The 21779-nt window shown below is 32.3% G+C and carries 23 protein-coding genes and 1 riboswitch; of the genes, 21 read left to right on the top strand and 2 right to left on the bottom strand.

Annotated features, from left to right (window positions below):
• Positions 1-182 precede the first annotated feature (182 nt).
• From ACWJJ7_RS03340 to ACWJJ7_RS03250, 19 genes are all read left to right on the top strand, one after another.
• Entirely contained in the window at positions 183-1106 is a 924-nt protein-coding gene (locus tag ACWJJ7_RS03340) for a polysaccharide deacetylase family protein (RefSeq protein ID WP_462963930.1), read from the top strand.
• 113 nt (positions 1107-1219) lie between these two features.
• Positions 1220-1319, top strand: a riboswitch (TPP riboswitch).
• A 127-nt stretch (positions 1320-1446) separates the two neighbouring features.
• Positions 1447-2100: a thiaminase II gene (gene tenA, locus ACWJJ7_RS03335; protein ID WP_462963929.1), complete on the top strand. Its 654-nt coding sequence runs from the start codon at positions 1447-1449 to the stop codon at positions 2098-2100.
• A 145-nt stretch (positions 2101-2245) separates the two neighbouring features.
• Positions 2246-2686: a GatB/YqeY domain-containing protein gene (locus tag ACWJJ7_RS03330; protein WP_462963928.1), complete on the top strand. Its 441-nt coding sequence runs from the start codon at positions 2246-2248 to the stop codon at positions 2684-2686.
• A 192-nt stretch (positions 2687-2878) separates the two neighbouring features.
• Positions 2879-4321: an IS4 family transposase gene (locus tag ACWJJ7_RS03325; protein ID WP_462962131.1), complete on the top strand. Its 1443-nt coding sequence runs from the start codon at positions 2879-2881 to the stop codon at positions 4319-4321.
• 346 nt (positions 4322-4667) lie between these two features.
• Complete coding sequence (locus tag ACWJJ7_RS03320) at positions 4668-5324, top strand: DUF4135 domain-containing protein (protein ID WP_462964932.1); 657 nt, start codon at positions 4668-4670, stop codon at positions 5322-5324.
• Positions 5325-5396: 72 nt separating this feature from the next.
• On the top strand, positions 5397-6362 hold the full coding sequence (locus ACWJJ7_RS03315; RefSeq protein ID WP_462963927.1) for a hypothetical protein: 966 nt from the start codon (positions 5397-5399) through the stop codon (positions 6360-6362).
• Between the two features lie 596 nt (positions 6363-6958).
• Entirely contained in the window at positions 6959-7825 is an 867-nt protein-coding gene (gene ltrA, locus ACWJJ7_RS03310; RefSeq protein ID WP_462963926.1) for a group II intron reverse transcriptase/maturase, read from the top strand.
• Positions 7826-8333: 508 nt separating this feature from the next.
• A complete protein-coding gene (gene ltrA / locus ACWJJ7_RS03305; protein ID WP_224578743.1) occupies positions 8334-9578 on the top strand; it encodes a group II intron reverse transcriptase/maturase in 1245 nt (414 codons plus the stop codon).
• Between the two features lie 118 nt (positions 9579-9696).
• Positions 9697-10233 (top strand): group II intron maturase-specific domain-containing protein, encoded by a 537-nt coding sequence (locus ACWJJ7_RS03300; protein WP_462963925.1) that lies wholly within the window; start codon positions 9697-9699, stop codon positions 10231-10233.
• 200 nt (positions 10234-10433) lie between these two features.
• The gene (locus tag ACWJJ7_RS03295) at positions 10434-10685 is read left to right on the top strand and encodes a hypothetical protein (RefSeq protein WP_462963924.1); all 252 of its coding nucleotides are present in this window, start codon (positions 10434-10436) and stop codon (positions 10683-10685) included.
• On the top strand, positions 10639-10869 hold the full coding sequence (locus tag ACWJJ7_RS03290; RefSeq protein WP_462963923.1) for a hypothetical protein: 231 nt from the start codon (positions 10639-10641) through the stop codon (positions 10867-10869). Before ACWJJ7_RS03295 ends, ACWJJ7_RS03290 begins: the two co-directional genes overlap by 47 nt.
• A 506-nt stretch (positions 10870-11375) precedes the next feature.
• Positions 11376-12803 carry an aspartate ammonia-lyase gene (locus ACWJJ7_RS03285; RefSeq protein WP_462963922.1) on the top strand — a complete coding sequence of 476 codons (1428 nt, stop codon included), beginning with the start codon at positions 11376-11378 and terminating at the stop codon, positions 12801-12803.
• A gap of 370 nt (positions 12804-13173) precedes the next feature.
• A complete protein-coding gene (locus ACWJJ7_RS03280) occupies positions 13174-14454 on the top strand; it encodes a dicarboxylate/amino acid:cation symporter (protein WP_462963921.1) in 1281 nt (426 codons plus the stop codon).
• A gap of 27 nt (positions 14455-14481) precedes the next feature.
• The gene (locus ACWJJ7_RS03275) at positions 14482-15654 is read left to right on the top strand and encodes an NAD(P)-dependent malic enzyme (protein WP_462963920.1); all 1173 of its coding nucleotides are present in this window, start codon (positions 14482-14484) and stop codon (positions 15652-15654) included.
• Positions 15655-15851: 197 nt separating this feature from the next.
• Entirely contained in the window at positions 15852-16289 is a 438-nt protein-coding gene (locus tag ACWJJ7_RS03270; RefSeq protein ID WP_462963919.1) for a hypothetical protein, read from the top strand.
• 181 nt (positions 16290-16470) lie between these two features.
• On the top strand, positions 16471-17268 hold the full coding sequence (locus ACWJJ7_RS03265; protein WP_462963918.1) for an amino acid ABC transporter substrate-binding protein: 798 nt from the start codon (positions 16471-16473) through the stop codon (positions 17266-17268).
• A gap of 12 nt (positions 17269-17280) precedes the next feature.
• On the top strand, positions 17281-17964 hold the full coding sequence (locus ACWJJ7_RS03260) for an amino acid ABC transporter permease (protein ID WP_462963917.1): 684 nt from the start codon (positions 17281-17283) through the stop codon (positions 17962-17964).
• A gap of 13 nt (positions 17965-17977) precedes the next feature.
• A complete protein-coding gene (locus ACWJJ7_RS03255) occupies positions 17978-18721 on the top strand; it encodes an amino acid ABC transporter ATP-binding protein (RefSeq protein WP_462963916.1) in 744 nt (247 codons plus the stop codon).
• 68 nt (positions 18722-18789) lie between these two features.
• Positions 18790-18996, top strand: coding sequence for a hypothetical protein (locus ACWJJ7_RS03250; protein WP_462963915.1), 207 nt, complete (start codon positions 18790-18792; stop codon positions 18994-18996).
• Between the two features lie 60 nt (positions 18997-19056).
• Here ACWJJ7_RS03250 and ACWJJ7_RS03245 read toward each other — a convergent pair whose 3' ends face one another.
• Positions 19057-19548 (bottom strand): methylated-DNA--[protein]-cysteine S-methyltransferase, encoded by a 492-nt coding sequence (locus ACWJJ7_RS03245; protein WP_462963914.1) that lies wholly within the window; start codon positions 19546-19548, stop codon positions 19057-19059.
• 196 nt (positions 19549-19744) lie between these two features.
• Here ACWJJ7_RS03245 and ACWJJ7_RS03240 point away from each other — a divergent pair, with 196 nt between their 5' ends.
• Together ACWJJ7_RS03240 and ACWJJ7_RS03235 are read left to right on the top strand one after the other, a co-directional pair.
• Positions 19745-19867, top strand: coding sequence for a hypothetical protein (locus tag ACWJJ7_RS03240; RefSeq protein WP_462963913.1), 123 nt, complete (start codon positions 19745-19747; stop codon positions 19865-19867).
• Positions 19868-19998: 131 nt separating this feature from the next.
• Positions 19999-20364, top strand: coding sequence for a hypothetical protein (locus ACWJJ7_RS03235; protein ID WP_462963912.1), 366 nt, complete (start codon positions 19999-20001; stop codon positions 20362-20364).
• 132 nt (positions 20365-20496) lie between these two features.
• On the opposite strand, the gene ACWJJ7_RS03230 is transcribed toward ACWJJ7_RS03235, so the two are convergent.
• Complete coding sequence (locus ACWJJ7_RS03230) at positions 20497-21774, bottom strand: aspartate aminotransferase family protein (RefSeq protein WP_462963911.1); 1278 nt, start codon at positions 21772-21774, stop codon at positions 20497-20499.
• Between the last annotated feature and the right edge of the window lie 5 nt (positions 21775-21779).

Here is a 21779-nt window from a genome sequence, read left to right as displayed (position 1 = left end):
TTGAGTTATAAGGAGTATTCCTTATGGCTCAAAGCTTATTTTTTTTATGTGAGTAATTGTCGACATAGTGTACAACCTCTGTTTAATAGCACATACAAAAAATATTATAAAATTTATTAAAAGAGGTATAATAGCTATGTGGAAGTTTAGCGTATATTAAAATATACATAGAGGTGATCTAATTGCAATTTAAAAAAATATCGTTATTAATAGTATTAACACTTGCGCTTTGTGGTTGTGCAAATGACAGACAAAATCAAAATCAGATAAATTTAAGTAATGCAAAGCAAACAAATAGTAGTCTTAAAACGGATAGTAATGGAAATACAAACTCTAAATCAACTTTAAAAGATAATAGTGAGTCTAATATTAGTTCAAAACTATTTTCCCCAATTATATTAGATAATAGTTCAAGTCTACAGACAAAAACTATTAACTGGTCATGGGCTTATTCACCAAGAGATAACTCAACATTATTATCGAAATACCATGCTTATGCTTTTGGCGAAACTTCATCAAAAGTAATTTACCTAACTTTTGATGAAGGATATGAGAATGGCTATACAACAAGTATTCTAGATACTTTAAAAGCTAACAATGTTAAAGCTGCTTTCTTTGTAACAAAACCCTATGTAACGGGTTCTTTTAATGGTACAAAAGATATTGATCTTGTAAAAAGAATGATGGATGAAGGCCATATTATAGGAAATCATTCGGTGCATCATAAATCTATGCCTTCTATAACCAATGAAACGGATTTTAATTCAGAGATTACAGAAAACGAAACTACTGTGAATAATATCTCTGGTTTAAAAATGTCGAAGTTTTTTAGACCGCCTATGGGTGACTTCAGTGAACTTTCTCTTTATTACACTCAAAAGCTTGGTTATAAATCAGTTTTTTTCACACTTGCTTATAAAGATTATGACCCTAAGAACCAGCCAAACCCTGAAACAGCAAAAAAAAATCTTTTAAAAGAAACGAAACCTGGAATGATATGTTTACTGCATGCAGTTTCAGAAACCAATGCAAAAATACTCGACAGTCTGATTAAAGAGTGGAAAAGTCAGGGATATGAATTTAAAACATTGAATGATCTTCCTTAGAAAATAGCATAGAATAATGTAAGGTTATACATGTTATTTTTAAGTTGTTTAGTAAAAAAACTACAAAGTTTTGTTGACAAGCGGTTACATAGGGTTATAATAAAAGAAAATAGAATATTTGCTAGGGGTGCCTTATGCTGAGAGATAGTTTTACTATTGACCCTTAAACCTGATTTGGATAATACCAGCGTAGGGAAGCTTATTAAAAACATTATATAGTAGTAAAGCTATATAATGTTTTTAAGAGTAAACTGTACGTCTATATTCCATTATGGAATATAGACATTTTTGGGCTTAGAACTGTTTGAGAAATTAAATGACGATAGAAGGGTGGAATAGTATGAAATTTACAGATTATATATTTGAAGAGGTAAAGGAATTTTGGAATTCATATTTAGAGCATCCATTTATAAAGGAGATAGGAGAAGGTACCTTAGATAAGGAAAAGTTTAAAAACTATCTTATACAGGATTATCTATATTTAAAAGAATATTCAAAGGTATTTTCTGTAGGGTTAATTAAGGCAAAAAATATGGACGAGATGAAATTTTATTATAATTCAATAAGAGGAATTATGGAGGATGAAACAGCTGTTCATATAAAATATTTAGAAGGCTTTGGATTAACTGATAAAGAAACGGAAAAATGTGAATATGAGTTAATAACTACAAGTTATACAAGCTATATGCAAGGTGTCGCGCTTACTGGAGATTTAAAGGAGATTGCCCTTGTTACTATGCCGTGTACGTGGAGTTATAGCTACATAGGCAAATATATTAAAAAGACTTATGGACATAAGCTAGAGGGGAATTTTTTCAATCCTTGGATTGAAGAATACGCTTCTGAAGATTTTGAAAAATTCACTAATGACTGGCTGGGTTATATAAATGATTTATGCAAGGACATAGATGAGGTAGAAAAGAAAAAACTATTAGCTATTTTTATGAAATCATGCATGTATGAATTAGAATTTTGGAATAGGGCATATAATTAATATTAGATTAAAAAATTGGGAAACTTTCCTTCTGAAATGTCGTTAAAGTGAGATTATAAGAGTATAATGTATATATAAGTATAGTTTTAATAAAGAAACAAGATAACTTGTTAAAAAATACTGAATTATTTAGGAGGCAACATATATGTTAAAACAAACATTTAAAGACGATATTATTAAATATATGAAGAGTAGGGATAAGGTAAGACTGACTGCTTTAAGGACTTTAATGGCTGACGTTAAATATAAAGAAATGGATTTGAAAAAAGAACTTTCTGACGACGAGTTAATTGGTATTATTGAGAAAACAATTAAACAATTAAATGAAACTCTTAGTTATGCGAAACAAGCGAGTAAAGAAGATATTATAGCTGAAACAGAAATCGCTATCGAAATGTTCACATTTTATATGCCCAAGCAATTAAGTGACGATGAAGCAAAAATAATTATCAGTGAAGTTATTGCCGAAAATCACTTTAGTGGAAAGGGTGACATGGGGAAGGTTATGAAGGCTGTTATGCCTAAGTTAAAAGGAAAGTATGATGGCAGGAAGGTGAATCCCCTTGTAAATCAATTATTGGCATAGGAAAAATGGAGTAATGATATCCTTTTAAATTTAAAGGTAAATTAGTAATTAAGAGTGAGTTTTATCCCATATGTAGGGGTAAGATTCCATAGCCATCAAGCTAAGAGAATTCTATAAAAATAAAACCCCCCATTTGTAAAAATGTTATCATTTAAAAGATAATAAAAACACATCAATGGGGGTAATTTACAAATGATAGAAGAAAACTTAAAATTGGATAAAGATATGAAACATTTTGCAGCTGAAATTAAAAGATGTTTTTCAAAAGAGGAGATTGAAGAAATTGCGAGAGAAACAGGTTTTGTGAAAAGAAAAGGTAAGATTTGCGCATGGGAATTCATTTGCTTATGCTGTTTTATGGATGCAGAGGTTGCGAATAATACACTTGTTACCTTATGTACAAAACTTAGTGCAAAAATAGGAATAATTATTTCTAATCAAGCATTAGATCAACGTTTAAATGAAAAATGTGTTGAATTTTTAAAGAAGATTTTTGAGAATCTGTTGCTCCAAACAATAACGAATAATACTTGTATACCAAGTGTATGGGATGAACATTACAAACGAATAAGAATACTTGATTCTACTGCTTTTCAAGTACCGGAAAGCTATAAAGATATTTATCCTGGGTCTGGCGGCTGCTCTCAAGCTTCAGGTGTAAAAATACAACTAGAATATGAATTGAAATCTGGAAATCTTCTTAATGTACAAGTAGGAGCTGGTTCGGGAAGTGACAATACTTTTGGGAGCAAAATAAGAGATACTATCAAATCTGGTGATCTTATTTTAAGAGATCTTGGATACTTCAATTTTGAAGATTTTTTGGATATAGAAGATAGAGAAGCATTTTACATATCAAGACTCAAACCTAATATAGCAGTATATATAGAAAATAAGGATATAGAGTACTATAAGAATGGTTCCCCTAAAAAATCAAGCTTTTTTAAAAGAATCTACATTTCTGACATAATGAAACAGATGGGCGAGGGTGACCGTTATGAAATTAAGGATGTCTATGTAGGTAAGGAAAAGACGCTAAAAACAAGGCTTATTTTATATAAACTAACAAATGATCAATTAAAAAAAAGAACAGAAAAGTCTGTGAAGAATGCTAAAAAGAAGGGCATAGAAAAAAGTGATAATACTATTGAATTATTAGGAATATCTATTTATATAACCAATATTACAGAAGAAGTTTTAAGCGCAAAACAGGTTCATGAGTTTTACAGCTTAAGATGGCAGGTGGAAATAATTTTTAAAACGTGGAAATCCATATTTAGTATACATGTTGTAAAGTTAGTTAAAATAGAACGGTTTCAATGTCAGCTTTATGGAAAACTTATTTTGCTACTCATAAGTTCTGCTGTAATGTTTAAAATGAGGACTTTAGCATTAGAAAATAAAGGCCTTGAAGCCAGTGAAATTAAGACTTGTGAAATAGTTCATGAATATATTGATAGTCTATATTTTGAGTTTATCAAATTCCCTAATAAAGTTTTTAATACCTTAAAATTAATATTTGAAAATGTAGTTAGGAATGGTCTGAAATCTCATAAAAAGGATAAGAAAACTGTTTTTGATATTCTTGGAGTTTGTTATAAATTAACATCATCGCAGGCTAAAGTTGCAGCATAAACCAATTTAACAAAATTGCGAATATTCCCACTATATAGTGGTTTTTTTGGCGTGCCATGAAATTATTTGAATACTAGTATGCACTTAAAATACACCATTTAAATTCACAAATGAAAAATTAATGGTAAAATATTGTAGTTGGTGATAATCCAATATTATTTAATGTGGCTTAGCTTGATGGCTATGGGGTAAGATTCACTTTTATTTTTTATTAAGAAAGTATTTTTTAAAATCTAAAATTTATAAAATGAAGCTTTAATAAGTAATGAGTCCTTGTTGAATAATCACTTTAAGAGTATAACAATAGTTGATGATACTGGATTAGGGTTGCTTAACACGTTAGGTAATAAAGAATACTAGTACATATGGTGAAATGTTAACTTATTCATATCATCCAAATTGTACTCAAGATTTTAAAGAAAGAGAAAAGCTATTTGAGAACTCATGGGAATACCCATATATCGACAAGATAAATATAGAGGCTGAAATCTTAGATATGTTATATGAAGATATTCCAATATTTTCTGATATGCAGATTCTCGTGACAAAAATTAGTATAAAAAGAGTTTTGAAGAAAATGAAAAGAAATTTCTTGGAGCCCTTAAAACAAATGCACCATGCAGAAACGCTACACACTAATGCAGTCGTTCCTAACTTACTCCCAACCTATGGAAGTTATAGGTCGCCAGTCGGTAAAATCACTTGGTTTAATGATTATTTTGGAGATAATGGACAAGTCTTGAAGCCAAAAGATTATGCAACAAAAGGAGTTTTGGATAATCCAGTGGATGGTACAAAGATATATGCATATAAAGGTACACACGGATCATCTAATCCTGGCAACGATAAAATGGATCTTCTTAGCAAACAAGACTGGGGTGCTTTACCAAGTGTGGTTTTAGATATAAGATTACCTGAAATGGAATATTTCGGAGTAGCAGCTGGATATGACTCTAAGGATCATGATTATGGTTCTTTCACTGGATATTATTTTCATATATAAATTTAAATATAGGCGAATTCATAAAGAGTCCGCCATATTTAAATATCATATTAACTAAATAAGGAGATTTATATGAAAAAAATAGTGATAACAACAGGTATATGTTTAATACTTATTGTTAGTATATATTTTAAATACTACAATACTAAGAATCCTTTTATGATAATAATGTACAATACTAATACCAAGACTTATTATTATAAATATGATTTTAAGCATAATACATATAAAACAATTTATTCTAAAGAAAACAACGGCTATTCGGATGGTTTGGCGGCAAAAGATGGAAGCGGCTTATATTATACCAACAAGGTAAATGGTAACTATAATCTATACAAAGTAAAAACAAATGGTAATTCTTCTGATAGTATTCAATTAACTGAAAATATAAAAATAGATATGTTTTGTTTAGGTGATAATAAAATATTTTGTAGAGCCAGACAACCAAATCATAGCAACAATAGTATAGCTATATTAAATTTATCAAATAATAAGTTAACCGTTTGTTATAAAGAAGAAACTGATTCAGATGTATTTAGTCTAGAGTATAATCAATTTACTCATAAACTCTATTCTATTGAATCTTCAATAGAAGATTTTAATAATTCCCATCTCCCCGATATACCTCTTAATAAAATCATCGAATATGATGAAAATGGGAATAAAATCAAAGAATTGTTCCAAATTAAAGGATTTATTAATAATATCTCTGTATCTAAAAATGGTAGTACTGCCTTAGTTTCAGTTAGTGGGGCTACACCCATAAATGAAATTTACCTTGTGGACTTAAATAATTCAAGTAAAAAACTTGTTATAAAATCTACTATGGATTATATAGCGTCTCATCCAATTTTTTCATTAAATGCGAAAGGATTTTACTTTTTAGCAATTACTTCTGATTCCAAAGTGCTTTTAGATGATGGACAACATGTGGAAAAAACTAGGGCCATATATTATTATGATTTAACTACAAAAAAAACTTCTAAGATTTTTAATAAAAATGATGGCTTTGTAAATGATTATAATGTGCAATATTAAATTTCAATATTGTACATTATAATCATTCTACATAATAATGGTTATAGTGAACCAAAAGAAAAAAGCCATCTGAGCTCAGATGGCTTTTAAAAAAAATTATTATCTTTATCATGAACATCGTTGTAAAAGTAATTAAAGTTGAATGACGTGAAATTGAATTTTCACGTCATTCGTTATGGTGCGCCCAGCATGGGCGCAATCTAAAGGGTGAAAGTCCCTAGCACGGGTTGATAGTGCCAAGTGCATAGCTTAAGTCAAGGGTGTCCATGGTGACGTGGAATCTGAAGGAAGTCGGCGGCAAAACTCTGGTCTGACGAACAGAAACTACATATAAGGCAGTTGCTTGTGGGTTAGTTTGCCATACAAAACGAAGCCCAAAACTATTCGAAACAAGTGGTGTAAATGTAGCAGATAGATGGAGTGAAAGATTGCGTTCTTACCTGGGGAGGTCTTAGATAAATGTTATGGAAATGAATTCTGAAGTAACAACCTTTGCAGTGATGTAAAGCTGAAATCTAAGAAGTCAGCAGAGGTCATAGTAGCAGAAGGTTCATGAACCTTAGGTGAAGGACTGAACGATAGGAGGTTTTGAAACTTTGAAAAACACAGAGAAATGTGATAACAGCAGACAACTTCATAATGAAGGTTACCTACAAAAGGATAGAGTGGAACTCGAAGAGTATGTAGGAGCGCCGAGCATTTCATTGACGATAGAAAAGCGACAGAACGCCGAAAATAAATATACCAATGGACTGTTTGAAAGGATTATTGACAGAAAAAACTTAAATCAAGCATTTAAGAAAGTTAGAGCCAATAAAGGTAGTCATGGAGTTGATGGTATGAAGGTAGATGAACTTCTACAATACTTGAAAGAAAATGGCGCCAGCCTTCGGCAATCATTATTGGAAGGTAGTTATAAACCTAATCCAGTAAGGCGAGTAGAAATACCTAAGCCTGATGGAAAGAAACGACCACTAGGAATACCAACAGCTGTAGACCGAGTAATACAACAAGCTATCGCTCAAGTTTTAAATCCAATATTTGAAGAGAAATTTTCAGATAATAGTTATGGATTTAGACCGAACAGAAGTGCACACCAAGCAATTCAAAAATGCAAAGAATACATGGATAAAGGTTACAAGTGGGCAGTAGATATTGATTTGGAGAAATACTTCGATACTGTAAATCATGATAAATTAATAGGCTTGCTTTATAAAGAAGTAAAAGATGTTAGGGTAATAGCCCTTATAAGAAAATATCTTCAAGCAGGAGTAATGGAAAGAGGCATTTTTAATACCTCACAAAAAGGCGTACCGCAAGGTGGCAATCTTTCACCATTACTCAGTAACGTCATGTTAAATGAGCTGGATAAAGAATTAGAAAAGCGCGGATTACACTTCTGTCGTTATGCTGATGATTGTGCGCCACGAAAGCGTGGTAATCAACTCGCAAGAGTTGATTAATATAGCTGTGCTATACAGATGATGGAGGAAGGTCCTCCGAAATCGCCATGCAGGTGGAGATTTCAAACTACCTTAAGGTGCTGTAATCAAAAGTTATGGTGCTTAGCGTTAAGGAAAAGGCAGAGGTAAATCTGTCAAGTATGTACTAAAGAGATGAACGAGCATGTGAATCACTTACGAAAATGTCGAAAGCGTAGAGACTCCATCAAAACCAGGGGGTAGTCGTTAACTTGGGATAAGCCTAGAGGAAACCTGTTTACTGGCTAGGCGGTGGGCGGCATAAAGGTGGCATGACTTTAGTATGGGCATTTGTATGGAACGTGGGAACCTACGGCTTGATGTTAAGAGAGTATTTCAAGCAGAAGAACTGTGAGAAAAGAGTATCGATGCAAGCATAGGGGCAGATTGGGTCGTAGTAGTGAAGAAACTTCTGTAATGGAAGTGGAGCAAAGGACTTCAAGTTATTCAGTTTCAGAAATAAGTCAACTTTGAAAAGGAGGAGGAGCTTATGATGGAAACAAAGCCGTTTAATATTTCTAAAAGAGCTGTAGTTACAGCTTACGAAAAGGTGAAAGCAAACAAGGGAACATATGGAGTTGATGGACAGTCAATTGAAGATTTTGAAAAGAACTTGAAAAATAATCTATATAAAATCTGGAATAGGATGTCATCAGGAAGTTACTTTCCCCAACCTGTAAAAGCAGTTGCAATTCCAAAGAAAAGTGGAGGAACTAGATTACTAGGGATACCGACTGTTGAGGATAGAATTGCACAAATGCTAGTTAAACTATACTTTGAACCAGAAGTAGAGACTATGTTTTATGAGGATTCCTACGGATATAGACCTAATAAATCTGCAATACAGGCACTTGATGTTACAAGAAAAAGGTGTTGGAGGAAAGATTGGGTCCTTGAATTTGATATAAAGGGACTATTTGATAATATCAAACATGACATTTTAATTAAAATGGTAAAAAAACATACAAATGAAGAATGGATTATTCTATATATTCAAAGGTGGTTAACTGCACCATTTCAAATGGAAACGGGAAAACTAGTGCCAAGAATCTCTGGAACTCCGCAAGGGGGTGTCATAAGTCCAGTACTTGCGAATCTGTTTTTACATTATGTGTTTGATGATTTTATAACAAAAGAATTCAAAACAATTCCGTGGGCAAGATACGCAGATGATGGAATAGCACACTGTGTATCCCTAAAACAGGCTAAATATCTACAAAGACGGTTGCAAGAAAGGTTCGAAGAATACGGATTGCAACTGAACCTTGATAAAACAAAGATTGTATACTGTAAAGATGATGATAGAAAGGGAGATTATCCAAATATATCATTTGACTTCCTAGGGTATACATTTAAGCCTAGAGGCGCAAAAAGTAAATATGGAAAGTATTTTACAAGTTTCTTACCAGCGATAGCAGATAATGCAAAGAAAAGAATTAGGAAAGAAGTAAGAAGTTGGAGAGTACAGTTGAAGGTAGATAAAGACTTGTGGGATATATCAAGTATGTTTAATAAAAAGATACAGGGGTGGATTAACTATTATACACATTTCTATAAAACGGAAATGTATTCAGTATTAAGATATATCAATAATGCTTTAGTAAAATGGGTTCGAAGAAAGTATAAGAAACGAAAACATAAACGAAGAGCAGAATATTGGTTGGGAAGTATTGCGAAAAGAGATAGAAATTTGTTTGCACACTGGAAAATGGGAATATTACCAACGACTGAATGATGGGAGCCGTATGAGCTGAGAGGTTCACGTACGGTTCTGAGAGAAACTAAGGGTGAAGTTCCCTTGGTTTACTTACTGTAATATTTATTTAAAATCAAAGAAATCAGCATGTAGAGTAATGGCAAGTATAACAAGGTTTATAGAAGAGGGTTTGAAACTCAAAGTCAATAAAGACAAGAGCAAGGTCGATAGACCGTGGAAGTTGAAGTATTTAGGATTTACATTTTATCCGAAAAAAGGTGAAATGGGAATAAGGGTACATCAAAATTCTGTTAAGAAACTGAAATGTAAGCTTAAAGAAATAACAGGAAGAAGTAATGCTATGAGTATGGAGCTTCGTGCTATTAAACTAAGACAAGTTATAGTTGGATGGGTAAATTATTTTAAATTAGCAGATATGAAAAGCACACTTAAAACCTTAGATGAGTGGCTAAGACGAAGGATTCGCTTATGCTATTGGAAACAATGGAAGAGAATTAAAACAAAACATGATAATCTCAAAAGGCTTGGTATCAATGAATACAAGGCTTGGGAGTATGCGAATACAAGAAAAGGCTATTGGAGAATATCCCATAGCCCAGTTTTAACAAGAACTCTAACTAATAAATACCTTAAAGAACAAGGGTTTATAACATTAACTGAAAAATATTTATAATTAGGAAATTCTTATTGAACCGCCGTGTACCGAACGGTATGCACGGTGGTGTGAGAGGTCGGTAGATAAATTAATTATCTACCTCCTACTCGATTATCTATATAGAGCTTATATACTCATAGTTGCTTTAATGTATGTCAGTATATACTATTTAACTGCATAAATGAGTGTCTAATTGAGAATATACACTCCATTTATGCATGATTTATACCTATATAATACATTATATATTAGCGACACTATTAATAGCCGCGTTATCAAATTCAGTTGTGTTTGCCCAAACTAGTACAGTTGCAAATAACTTAAATAGTTCTAAAGTGACACAACAAGAAATAAATACTTATGATGATATTATAACGAAAAATGGTAATATATTATCATATGAGGATTTCTCAATGATTCAAGATGAAATACAAAAAAGCGGTAAAAAATTTACTGATAACGATTGTTAAAAAATTAATTGTAGAAAAAATCAATGTAAAAACAGCAATTTCAGTTACCATTAGGTCATATACTATATGGGGCAAAAATTTAAATAGACTTGAACTAACATTTGTATCAATGTATCCAAGTCAGGCTGTAGTTGCTTATGCAGATGCCAATACAGCTTTATCATCTGCTAAAAGTACATACTAGGCTTCCGCATTATATTTGGGTAATGGAGATGCATTTAGTAAGTATTAAATAATTGTAAATGTATCAAGTAAACAATTACAATATGAGTTATTAACAGGTTAATTAATTCATTGTGATGTTATCTGCCTGTAAATATCAAAAAACTCCTAGTAGCAAGGAGTTAACTTCCGGTCTTATCATAGTACCCTTGAGGTACTTATTTTTTTATGTGTAGTATCGGTTGGAGAGCAAATGTAAAATTAAACTTAACGGCAATCATGCAAAATAAACAATATTCAAAATATTCAAACAAAAGGATGTATTCGAAATAATCCTAGGTATATTAAGAATTAATTTTCAGTTTTAAATGCTTTAAAGCACCATAAATCAATAAATATAAAGAAAAAAACCAAGCTTAATTTAGTTTAAACAATTACTTGCGATACTTAAAAACATAGATATTAATTTGACAAAATTTCTTTTGAAGGGTATTATTAGTATATTATAGTAAACAAGGAGGAAATATTATGAATGAAAACATGCAAAAATCCAGGGTGGAAAGCGATTCTGTGGGCCCTAAGAATGTACCTGTCGAAGCATATTACGGCGTTCAATCATTAAGAGCGGCAGAAAACTTTAATATTACAGGTAGAAGGATGCACAAAGATTTAATAGTTAGCCTTGCACAAGTAAAAAAAGCGACAGCTATTGCAAATAATGAAGCTGGATTAATGAGTAAAAAGATCAGAGACGCTATAGTAGAAACATGTGATGAAATAATAGTTGGTAAATTACATGATGAATTTATAATTGATCCTATTCAAGGTGGAGCAGGTACATCGGGTAATATGAATGCAAATGAAGTAATTGCTAATAGAGCAAATGAAATATTGGGCGGTAAATTGGGAGCGTATGATAAAGTTCATCCAAATGATCATGTAAATATGGGACAATCTACAAATGATGTATTCCCAACAGCAGGCAAGATGACAGCCCTAAAACTTATTCCAAAAACATTAGAGGAGTTAAGAAAACTTGATGATGTGCTTATTGAAAAGTCTAAAGAATTTGATGATGTTATTAAAATGGGAAGAACTCAAATGCAAGATGCTGTACCTATTAGATTAGGCCAGGAATTCCATGCATATAGCTCAGCAATAAAAAGAAATATTGATAGGATAGAAAAAGCCAGTGAAGGTCTAAAGAGTGTAAATATGGGCGCTTCAGCTATAGGAACAGGAATAAATGTGGATACAGGATATTTTAAAAAAATCGTACCAGCAATTAATGATGTTGTTAATCTAGATTTACATCAAGCAGAAGACTTAGTAGATGGAACACAAAATATAGATGTTTTTGTGGACGTTTCATCAGCTCTTAAAAGTTGTGCAGTAAGTCTATCCAAGATGTCAAATGACTTAAGATTAATGTCTTCAGGTCCTAGAACAGGCTTTGGAGAAATCAATCTTCCAGCAAAACAAAATGGATCCTCAATAATGCCAGGAAAGATAAATCCTGTAATTCCTGAAGTTATGAGTCAAATATCTTTCAATATAATAGGCAATGATATTACTATAACTATGGCAGCAGAAGCCGGACAATTAGAATTAAATGCATTTGAACCAGTTATATTCTATAACTTGTATGAATCTATAGAAACACTAGGGAACGGAGTTAATACCCTTAGAGAAAATTGTATTGCAGGTATTACGGCTAATAGGAAAAGGTGCAAATACTTAGTAGATAATAGTGTAGGTATAATTACAGCAATAGTACCTCATGTAGGCTATAAGGCAGCTGCAAAAATTGCAGATAGAGCGATTTCAACAGGCGAGCCTGTAAGTGAATTGGTACTTAAAGAGAGTATTTTAACGAAAGCACAACTTAATGAAATACTAGATACAATAGCAATGACTGAACCTGGAATAGCAGCAAAGCATTTAATGGCTATATAAATTATTTTTTTAGTTAAATGTAAACAATAATATGTATTTAAGTATTACTTGTGTTATTATTATATAGTGAAATTGGATACATTATAGTAATAAAGTAAAGGCTTAGTTAGTTTCGAAGATTGAGATTAGAAATAATCTTAGTACCGCATATACTCCGAAAATGGCTAATCGTATTGAGTGAACACTGAGAAAACGATTACTGATATGCTCCTTCTTTCTAAATCCATTTTTAGTGTATACATATCTTGTCAATGTATATACATCCAAAATGTGTGGATTACATCCATTTAAATATATAAAAAGGTAGTCTTTATGCTGGTTGTGACATTTCACGACCAGCTAATAAAAATATATGAAGGAGGGGTTTTGTATGAGTAAAAAAAAGATAAGTTTGACAACTAAGATCCTTATTGCTCTAGCATTAGGAGCAATAACTGGAATTATTGTTTTTCAATTGCCTAATGGACTTTTTAAAGATACTATTTTAATAAATGGTGTTTTCCAATTAGTAGGTCAACTTTTTTTAAGAGGAATAATGATGCTTGTAGTTCCACTAGTATTTATTTCTTTAGCAAATGGTGCGGCCAGTATGGGAGATATAAAGAAATTAGGTAGGGTCGGGGGTAAAACTGTAGCTTTTTATCTATCAACTACAGCAATAGCTATTGTTATTGCGCTAGTCTTAGGTTATTTTATAAAACCGGGATCAGGGTTGGATTTAACAGCTGCAAAAGCAGTGAAAACTACAATTGCTGTTAAAACTCCATTGGTACAAACGTTATATGAAATGGTGCCAAGCAATCCAATTTTAGCTATGTCTGAAGGAAATATGCTTCAAATTATTGTGGTTGCTGTATTAACTGGTATAGGCTTATCTTTATTAGGTAAAAAAGGTCAGCCCTTAATTAATTTACTTGAAAGCCTAAATGATTTAATAATGAAATTAGTAGAAATCGTTATGACATTTGCACCTATAGGTGTATTTGGGCTTATAGCTAAAACCTTTGCTACTGTAGGGTATGTAGCTATGATGCCTTTAATGAAATATATTCTTACAATATATTTGGGTCTATTACTTATCTCAATATTAGGATATGCAAGTCTTTTAAAAAGTTTTACTGGGTTATCTATAAAAAAGTTTTACAAAAAATTCTTCCCAGTTATGTCTGTAGCTTTCTCAACAGCTAGTAGTAATGCTACAGTACCAGTAAATATGGATACATGTGAAAAAGAATTAGGGGTCTCAAAGGGAATTGCTGCTTTCACTATTCCATTAGGTGCAACAGTTAATATGAATGGGACTGCTATCATGCAAGGGGTAGCAACATTCTTCGTAGCTCAAGCATATGGTATTCCTGTTACACTAAATATGATGTTAACAGTAGTTCTAACTTCAACTATTGCGTCTGTAGGTACAGCCGGCGTCCCTGGTGCTTCCATCATAATGCTATCTATGGTATTTCAAGCTGTAGGTCTTCCATTAGAAGGGATCGGCCTTATAATGGGTGTAGATAGATTGGTAGATATGGGCAGAACGGTTGTCAATATTACTGGAGATGCTATTTGTACTGTTATAATAGCTAAGCAAGAAGGGGAATTAGACGTTGATGTATTTAATAATGAAAATAAAGAATTAACTAAAACTGCATAAATAATTTAGCAAAAGGAGAAATATTGAATGAATTATTTTGAAGAAAGCTTAAAACTGCATGAAAAACATATCGGTAAAATTGAAGTAATATCAAAAATAAAAATAGAAACAAAAGATGATTTGGCACTTGCATATACTCCTGGTGTTGCAGAACCATGTAAGAAAATTCATGAAAATAATGAAAATGTATATAAATATACTGCTAAAGGAAATATGGTTGCAGTGGTTACTGATGGCACTGCTATTCTAGGTCTTGGAGATATAGGACCCAAAGCAGGACTTCCGGTTATGGAAGGTAAGGCTATATTGTTTAAAGAGTTTGGTAATGTAGATGCTTTTCCAATCTGTTTAGACACAAAGGACGTAGATGAAATTGTTCGCACAATACAGCTTATCTCTCCAGGTTTTGGGGGTATAAACTTAGAAGATATTAGTGCTCCAAGATGTTTTGAGATAGAAGATAAGCTTAAAAAAATATTAGATATACCGGTATTTCACGATGACCAACATGGGACAGCAATTGTAGTTCTTGCAGGTCTTATCAATGCTTGTAAAGTAGTCGGAAAGAAGCTTGAGAATTTAAAGGTTGTTGTAAACGGTGCTGGTTCTGCTGGAACAGCAATATCAAAGCTTTTACTCTCCTCAGGAGTGAAAAATCTAATTGTCTGTGACAAAGTAGGAGTACTTTATAGAGGAATGGTAAAAATTGATGATGCAAAAACAGCCCTTACAGAAATAACTAATCCAGAAAATATAAAAGGAAGCTTAAGTGATGCATTAGTAGATGCAGATGTATTTATAGGAGTTTCTGCACCAGGAATAGTAACAACTGAGATGGTTAAATCCATGAACAAAGATTCTATAGTATTTGGAATGGCAAATCCAACTCCAGAAATCATGCCAGAGGTCGCTAAAAAAGCAGGCGCAAGAGTATGTGGTTCAGGACGTTCTGATTTTCCAAATCAAGTAAATAATGTTCTTGTATTTCCGGGGTTATTTAGAGGCACATTAGATGTGAGAGCAAAAGAAATAAACGAAGAAATGAAGCTTGCAGCAGCATATGCTATTGCAAATTATATAAAAGATGAAGATTTAAACGAAAACAATGTAATTCCAAGTGCGTTAGACAGAGGTGTAGCAACAAAAGTAGCAGAAGCAATTGCGAAAGCTGCAAAAGAAACAGGTGTAGCAAGAATATAACCAAGCTCTGCCATGATTACCTCTTCGTGACCCTTGAGAATCATGAATAAATTATAAATGATTTGTTTTTCTAATTTAAAAAAGATAGTAAAAACTTTATAATAAGGTTTTGCTATCTTTTTTTCTATTAATAACTTATAGTATTTTTTAGAATAAAGCTCCGCATTATTACATACAAATAGTGGAGGTGGTTAAATATGAATAGAACTATCGTGTGTAAAACATGTGATAACAATAGAGTAGTCATAGAAAAAGCTGGACAGGAACTATATATCAAGTGCTCAAAATGTGAAAATACGATAATGCAAGCGGTTTACCTAGAATCTTGGAATGAAAATGTTGCTAATACATATAAACTTAGAATCGGTATTGATGATGATAGGTTAATTGAAGCGGATATAATTGAAATGAAAGTTAATAAGAAAGAGTCTCAAACTTCAAGCAAAGAGGGCAAAAAAATCCGGTTAATGTATGTAAAAGAATATGAATTCATAAGGCAACTTGCAGAAGATGAGTATGTGGAAATAATCAATTTAAATTCACTAGAATCTAGAAAAATTAAACAATCTATTGAAATAGATTGTAGAGGGATGAAAGAGTCGAAGAATTGCTTTGAATATGGCTGTTCATTATAGGGAAAATGAAAAAAGAGCTCACCAGGGCTTTTTTTTGTTTTCAAAACAAATGAATATAGTGATAATATGTAAATAGTCTTCAATTTAGTAACTTAAAAATATATATTGACAACAAAAGAAAAGCTATGGTATTATAAATACAATACATTACTAAAACGATAGGAATACTAGGGGGCAATAAATGAAAAAAATATCTATATTAATTAGTACTTTACTAATAGCATCAATGGGACTTGTAGGATGCACCACAAGTAGCAGTAAAAATACTGAATCTAAAGATCTATTATCAAAAATAAAGAGTGAAGGAAAAATACAAATTGGTACTGAAGGAACATATGCACCATATAGCTTCCATGATAAATCAGGAAAGTTAACTGGATTTGATGTTGAAATTGCAGAGGAAGTATCTAAACGTCTTTCCGTAAAACCAGAATTTGTGGAAACAAAGTGGGATGGGATGTTTGCTGGGCTAGACGCAAAGAGATTTGATATGGTAGTAAATCTAGTTGGAATTCAACCAGATAGACAAGAAAAATATGATTTTTCAGAACCATATATAGTTTCAAAAGCAGTACTTATAGTAAACAGTGATGATAATACTATCAAAAAATTTGAAGATTTGAAGGGTAAGAAATCTGCTCAATCATTAAAGAGTAACTTATCTAAAATTGCAAAAGATAATGGTGCGATAATTCAACCAATTGACAGCTTTAATCAAGCAATTGACCTTTTGGGTTCTAAAAGGGTAGATGCCACAGTTAATGACAGTTTATCTTATCTTGATCTTAAAAAGCAAAAACCAGACCTTGCTATAAAAGTTGTTGATGAGGAAGGAAATGCACAACCAAGTGCAATTATGTTTAAAAAGGGAAATAAAGAATTAGTAGATGCAGTTAATAAAGCGTTTACTGATATGAAAGCAGATGGTACTTATTCAAAAATCTCAAATAAGTGGTTTGGCAGCGATGTATCAAAATAAGAGGGTGATAAGATGAATTTTGATGTGCAAACACTAAGAATATTAAATATAATTAAAGATTCTTTTTTTCCTTTATTAATAGCTGGTGTGAAATTTACCATTCCAGTGGCAGTGGTTTCTTTCATACTCGGTTCAATCGTGGCTATGGCAACTGCGCTTGCACGTATATCCAAACATAAATCATTAGTTTTAATATCAAGTTTTTATGTTTGGATAATAAGAGGGACGCCACTTCTCGTGCAGTTATTTATAATATTCTACGGATTACCAGCTGCTGGTATAACGATGGGAGCTTTACCAGCAGCAATTATAGGTTTTACATTAAATGTTGGAGCTTATAATTCAGAAGTAATTAGAGCTGCAATTCTATCTATACCTAAGGGGCAGTGGGAAGCAGCATCTTCGATTGGTATGACTCATACTCAGTCGTTGATCCGTATAATTTTGCCACAAGCAGCTAGAGTATCTGTACCACCGCTGTCAAATTCATTTATAAGTCTTGTTAAAGATACATCCCTCGCTGCGTCGATTACTTTAACGGAAATGTTCCAGATTGCTCAAAGAATAACTGCATCAACATATGAACCACTTGTATTGTACTGTGAAGCAGCCTTTATATATCTATTATTTTGTACTATACTATCTACAATTCAACAGAAGATAGAGAAAAATCTTGAAAAATATGTTGCTAGGTAATTGGAGGAAATTCATGATTAATATACAAAATTTACACAAGAGCTTTGGAGATAATGAAATATTAAAAGGGATAGATTTGCGAATTGTAAGAGGCGAAGCGACTATTATTATAGGACCTTCAGGTTCGGGTAAAACCACACTTCTTAGATGTATGAATTTGTTAGAACTGCCTAACAAAGGAACAATAAAAATTGGAAATAATGAATTGGTGTTTGGTGAAAACAAAAATCCAACTGATAAAGAGATAATATCAATGCGTAAAAATACTGGAATGGTATTTCAAGGATTCCACTTATTTCCTCACATGAATGTGGTGGAAAATATTATGGAAGGTCTTGTTACTGTACTTAAGCAATCTAAGAAGACAGCTCATGATAAAGCACTTAAGCTTTTAGATAAGGTTGGGCTTTTAGACAAGTGCAACAGTTATCCTCATGAGATTTCAGGAGGACAACAACAAAGAGTTGCTATAGCACGTGCTATGGCTATAGAACCATCAGTACTTTTATTTGACGAACCAACATCTGCACTGGATCCTGAGCTTGAAGCAGAGGTGCTTAAAGTTATGAAAGAGCTATCGCTTGAAGGTATGACAATGGTAGTTGTTACTCATAATATGAGTTTTGCAAGAGAAGTAGCAGACAATATAATATTTATGGATAACGGAGTCATTGTTGACAGGGGAACTCCGAAGCAATTATTAATTAACACAACTAACCCAAGAATAAAACAATTTTTAAATTTAGTATCAGATTAGATAATAGATTATTTGAGAAAAAATAATTTCGACACTACAAATTCTATGGTTAAGTTGGAGGCGTTAAAATGTTAAATAAAGAAGTTAAAGAGAATCTATTGAGAGAAGGCATTCATGAGGATGCTGTAATTGCGTTAGATGAAAAGGGAAAGTGCCTATTTGATATAGATAGTACAAGGGATGTATGCTTTGAACTGATTGATGTGGGTGTTAAGTTTAGTTGTGAACTAAGCATTTTAGATGATGGATTGTATTTGATAAAAATTTTAAATTAGATTATAGACATAACCATTATTAGGGCTATGTCTATGTTTGTTATTAATGTGTAAAAATTACTATTGGAAATTGATTCCTTCAATTTCCAATAGTAATTTTTGCGTAGGCGTTCTATTACCTGCAAAGCCTACCAAATTTCCACTTTTACCAATAACCCTGTGACAGGGTATAATTATAGGCAATTGATTATATTTATTAGCTTGACCTACTGCCCTTACAGCTTTAGAGTTTCCGATGGATTCTGCAATTTGCAAATAATTCCGCGTTTCGCCATAAGGTATATCTCTAAGGGCTTTCCATACTTTTTTTCTGAACTGCGTACCTTCTATAGATAAAGGTATATCGAAATTTTTCCTTTTTCCTTTGAAATATTCGTCTAGCTGAACTATAACTTCCTTGCATAACTCATTATCTTTGGGAATGGGTTCATGTTTCTTCTTGTATTCTACCCAATCTTCTTCGAAAATTTCTACTTTTATAACACCAATCTCATTCACAACTACATGGATCAGCCCAATAGGCGAATCATAAATATCATAACCGATTTTCATAAAACACCTCCTCAATTGTATTATAGGAACCATAAATAAAAGGTAGCATAAGATTCCCTTCATGTCCAGTTTAAAGCCATAATCACACCGGAAAATAATTTAAATGAGTACAAAAACAAGTACTGTTAGTAAATAACTCTTTTAAAATTGGACAAAATGTGATAAAGTGAGAACGAACGTTTGTGAGTCGATAGAAATGGATATAATGAAAAAACTTGAAATATTATCTAATTCAGCAAAGTATAATGCGTCTTGTTCTTCGAGTAGTTCTAATAGAAAGAATACAAAGGACGGCATAGGAAATACTGGGATAATTTAATTGAAATGAAATAGTGTAACTAGTTGCACTATTTTATATTTCAGTATTTTTAAAAAAAGTGTTAACAATCATGTTATAATAGATATAAACACATTATTAGGTTATTGTAATTAAAGGAAGGAACGATGATTATGAAAAGATCACTAGAATACACAGAAGTTGAAAGTCCTAGCATAAGTATTGAAAGAAAAAAACATATGATGGAAAAAATCTATAAAACACTAGAAGAATTGGGGGCTACCAGTAAAGAAAAGGGTAAAACGAGCAAAGAAATAAACAACTCTATTCCTAAGGAGCCTACAGTTAAAGACAAAGATAGTGTAAAAAAAATCAAGAAAGTACAATTGAACACACCTTCATTTGTAGGTTCACTTGCAGGACTTATGTCTAAATCTCGAATACTTGGTAAAGTATCAAGTGTAGAAAAAAGGGAAGTTAAATGGTACATAATGGGGACTGCAAAAATGATTAATGATATAGACCCTAGAGATATGTAATATATATCATTTGTTTTTCATCAATACAAACACATAACCACAAAAAAAAACTAAGTCTTAAAAGTTAAGACTTAGTTTTTTATGCAAATATGTCATTAATGAATATATTTGTATTACATTAGCACGTGGAAGCTAACATAAATGGCTCAAAGCTAAATTTAATTTATCTATCATAAAATCTACATCATTTTCTGTTATAACAAGAGGTGGCTGGAAAGCTAGCACATTTCTGCCTATTCCATTTTTGCCCAAAAGAATACCTTCATCCTTTAACATCTCTAATACAAAGTCAGTTTCTTTAAACGCTGGTTCACCATTTTCTTTTAACAGTTCAACGCCTAACATAAGTCCGATACCTCTAACATCATAAATTATTGGGTACTTTTCCTTAAGTTTAAGAAGGCCGTCTTTTAATTTCATTCCTAAATTTTCTGAGTTTATGCATAAATTGTTCTTTTCAATGTAATCAAGTACCGCTATAGCAGTACTTGCAGCTACTGGATTTCCACCTAAAGTAGAGGCGGAAGCTTTAGTAAATGCTGCTGCAATTTTATCATTTGTACAGAAAGCCGATATAGGTATTCCGTTTCCAAGAGCTTTTGCCACTGTAATTATATCTGGAACTATATCATAATGATCTATGGCAAACATCTTACCCGTTCTTGCAAATCCTGTTTGAACTTCATCTATAATTAATAATATTCCGTGTTTTTCAAGTAGAGTTTTTAGTTTTTTGAAGTACCACTGAGGTGGAGTTATAATGCCTCCATTACCTTGTACCGGTTCTGCAATTAAAGCAGCGATTTTATCTGGCCCTTTAGCCTCAATTACCTTTTCTATAGATTCTAAGGACTCTGTAGCTGCTGCGTCAATGCTTTTCTCTTTGTCATAAGCATTGGGGACAAAAGTAACACAATCAGAAAGCATAGGGTCTGCTCTCCACATAGGGATTGCTGTAGCACTCATAGTTAAATAAGTTCGACCATGTAAGCTGTTATTCAATGAAATAAATTCATTTCTTCCTGTATAAAGTCTAGCAAGTAAAAGAGCACCCTCATTAGCCTCAGAACCCGTACAGCAGAAAAAGGAATGCTTAATATCCCCAGGTAATACATATGAAAGCTTTTCAGCAAGATTAACTATTGGCTGAGTTAAATATATTGTACTTGTATGCTCAAGAATTTTCATTTGTTCTATTGTTGCACTTAAAATCTCCGGGTTACAATGACCACAATTGACAACAGAAACCCCTGCAAAAAAATCAAGATATTTTTTACCTTCTGAATCAAATAAATACTGCATTTCCCCACGTACAATCTGGGGAGGGCTTTTATAAAAATGCTGTGAACAGGGAAAAAGAAACTCTTTTTTCTTTTGAATAATTTTTTCTGGACCTATATAATTAGACAATATTA

The organism is Clostridium sp. CM042, from assembly GCF_055080995.1.
The sequence above is the reverse complement of the archived record's forward strand: the minus strand, read 5'-3'. Positions and strand labels throughout refer to the sequence as shown.

What these genes read in the sequence shown, in the direction of transcription:
- ACWJJ7_RS03325 (WP_462962131.1), top strand. Translation starts at nt 2,879, where the DNA reads ATGATAGAAGAAAACTTAAAATTGGATAAAGATATGAAACATTTTGCA.
- ACWJJ7_RS03295 (WP_462963924.1), top strand. Translation starts at nt 10,434, where the DNA reads ATGATTTATACCTATATAATACATTATATATTAGCGACACTATTAATA.
- ACWJJ7_RS03240 (WP_462963913.1), top strand. Translation starts at nt 19,745, where the DNA reads ATGGATATAATGAAAAAACTTGAAATATTATCTAATTCAGCAAAGTAT.
- ACWJJ7_RS03270 (WP_462963919.1), top strand. Translation starts at nt 15,852, where the DNA reads ATGAATAGAACTATCGTGTGTAAAACATGTGATAACAATAGAGTAGTC.
- ACWJJ7_RS03235 (WP_462963912.1), top strand. Translation starts at nt 19,999, where the DNA reads ATGAAAAGATCACTAGAATACACAGAAGTTGAAAGTCCTAGCATAAGT.
- ACWJJ7_RS03250 (WP_462963915.1), top strand. Translation starts at nt 18,790, where the DNA reads ATGTTAAATAAAGAAGTTAAAGAGAATCTATTGAGAGAAGGCATTCAT.
- ACWJJ7_RS03265 (WP_462963918.1), top strand. Translation starts at nt 16,471, where the DNA reads ATGAAAAAAATATCTATATTAATTAGTACTTTACTAATAGCATCAATG.
- ACWJJ7_RS03315 (WP_462963927.1), top strand. Translation starts at nt 5,397, where the DNA reads ATGAAAAAAATAGTGATAACAACAGGTATATGTTTAATACTTATTGTT.
- ACWJJ7_RS03285 (WP_462963922.1), top strand. Translation starts at nt 11,376, where the DNA reads ATGAATGAAAACATGCAAAAATCCAGGGTGGAAAGCGATTCTGTGGGC.
- ltrA (WP_224578743.1), top strand. Translation starts at nt 8,334, where the DNA reads ATGATGGAAACAAAGCCGTTTAATATTTCTAAAAGAGCTGTAGTTACA.
- ACWJJ7_RS03300 (WP_462963925.1), top strand. Translation starts at nt 9,697, where the DNA reads ATGGCAAGTATAACAAGGTTTATAGAAGAGGGTTTGAAACTCAAAGTC.
- ACWJJ7_RS03245 (WP_462963914.1), bottom strand. Translation starts at nt 19,548, where the DNA reads ATGAAAATCGGTTATGATATTTATGATTCGCCTATTGGGCTGATCCAT.
- ACWJJ7_RS03280 (WP_462963921.1), top strand. Translation starts at nt 13,174, where the DNA reads ATGAGTAAAAAAAAGATAAGTTTGACAACTAAGATCCTTATTGCTCTA.
- ACWJJ7_RS03260 (WP_462963917.1), top strand. Translation starts at nt 17,281, where the DNA reads ATGAATTTTGATGTGCAAACACTAAGAATATTAAATATAATTAAAGAT.
- ACWJJ7_RS03255 (WP_462963916.1), top strand. Translation starts at nt 17,978, where the DNA reads ATGATTAATATACAAAATTTACACAAGAGCTTTGGAGATAATGAAATA.
- ACWJJ7_RS03290 (WP_462963923.1), top strand. Translation starts at nt 10,639, where the DNA reads ATGAAATACAAAAAAGCGGTAAAAAATTTACTGATAACGATTGTTAAA.
- ACWJJ7_RS03330 (WP_462963928.1), top strand. Translation starts at nt 2,246, where the DNA reads ATGTTAAAACAAACATTTAAAGACGATATTATTAAATATATGAAGAGT.
- tenA (WP_462963929.1), top strand. Translation starts at nt 1,447, where the DNA reads ATGAAATTTACAGATTATATATTTGAAGAGGTAAAGGAATTTTGGAAT.
- ACWJJ7_RS03275 (WP_462963920.1), top strand. Translation starts at nt 14,482, where the DNA reads ATGAATTATTTTGAAGAAAGCTTAAAACTGCATGAAAAACATATCGGT.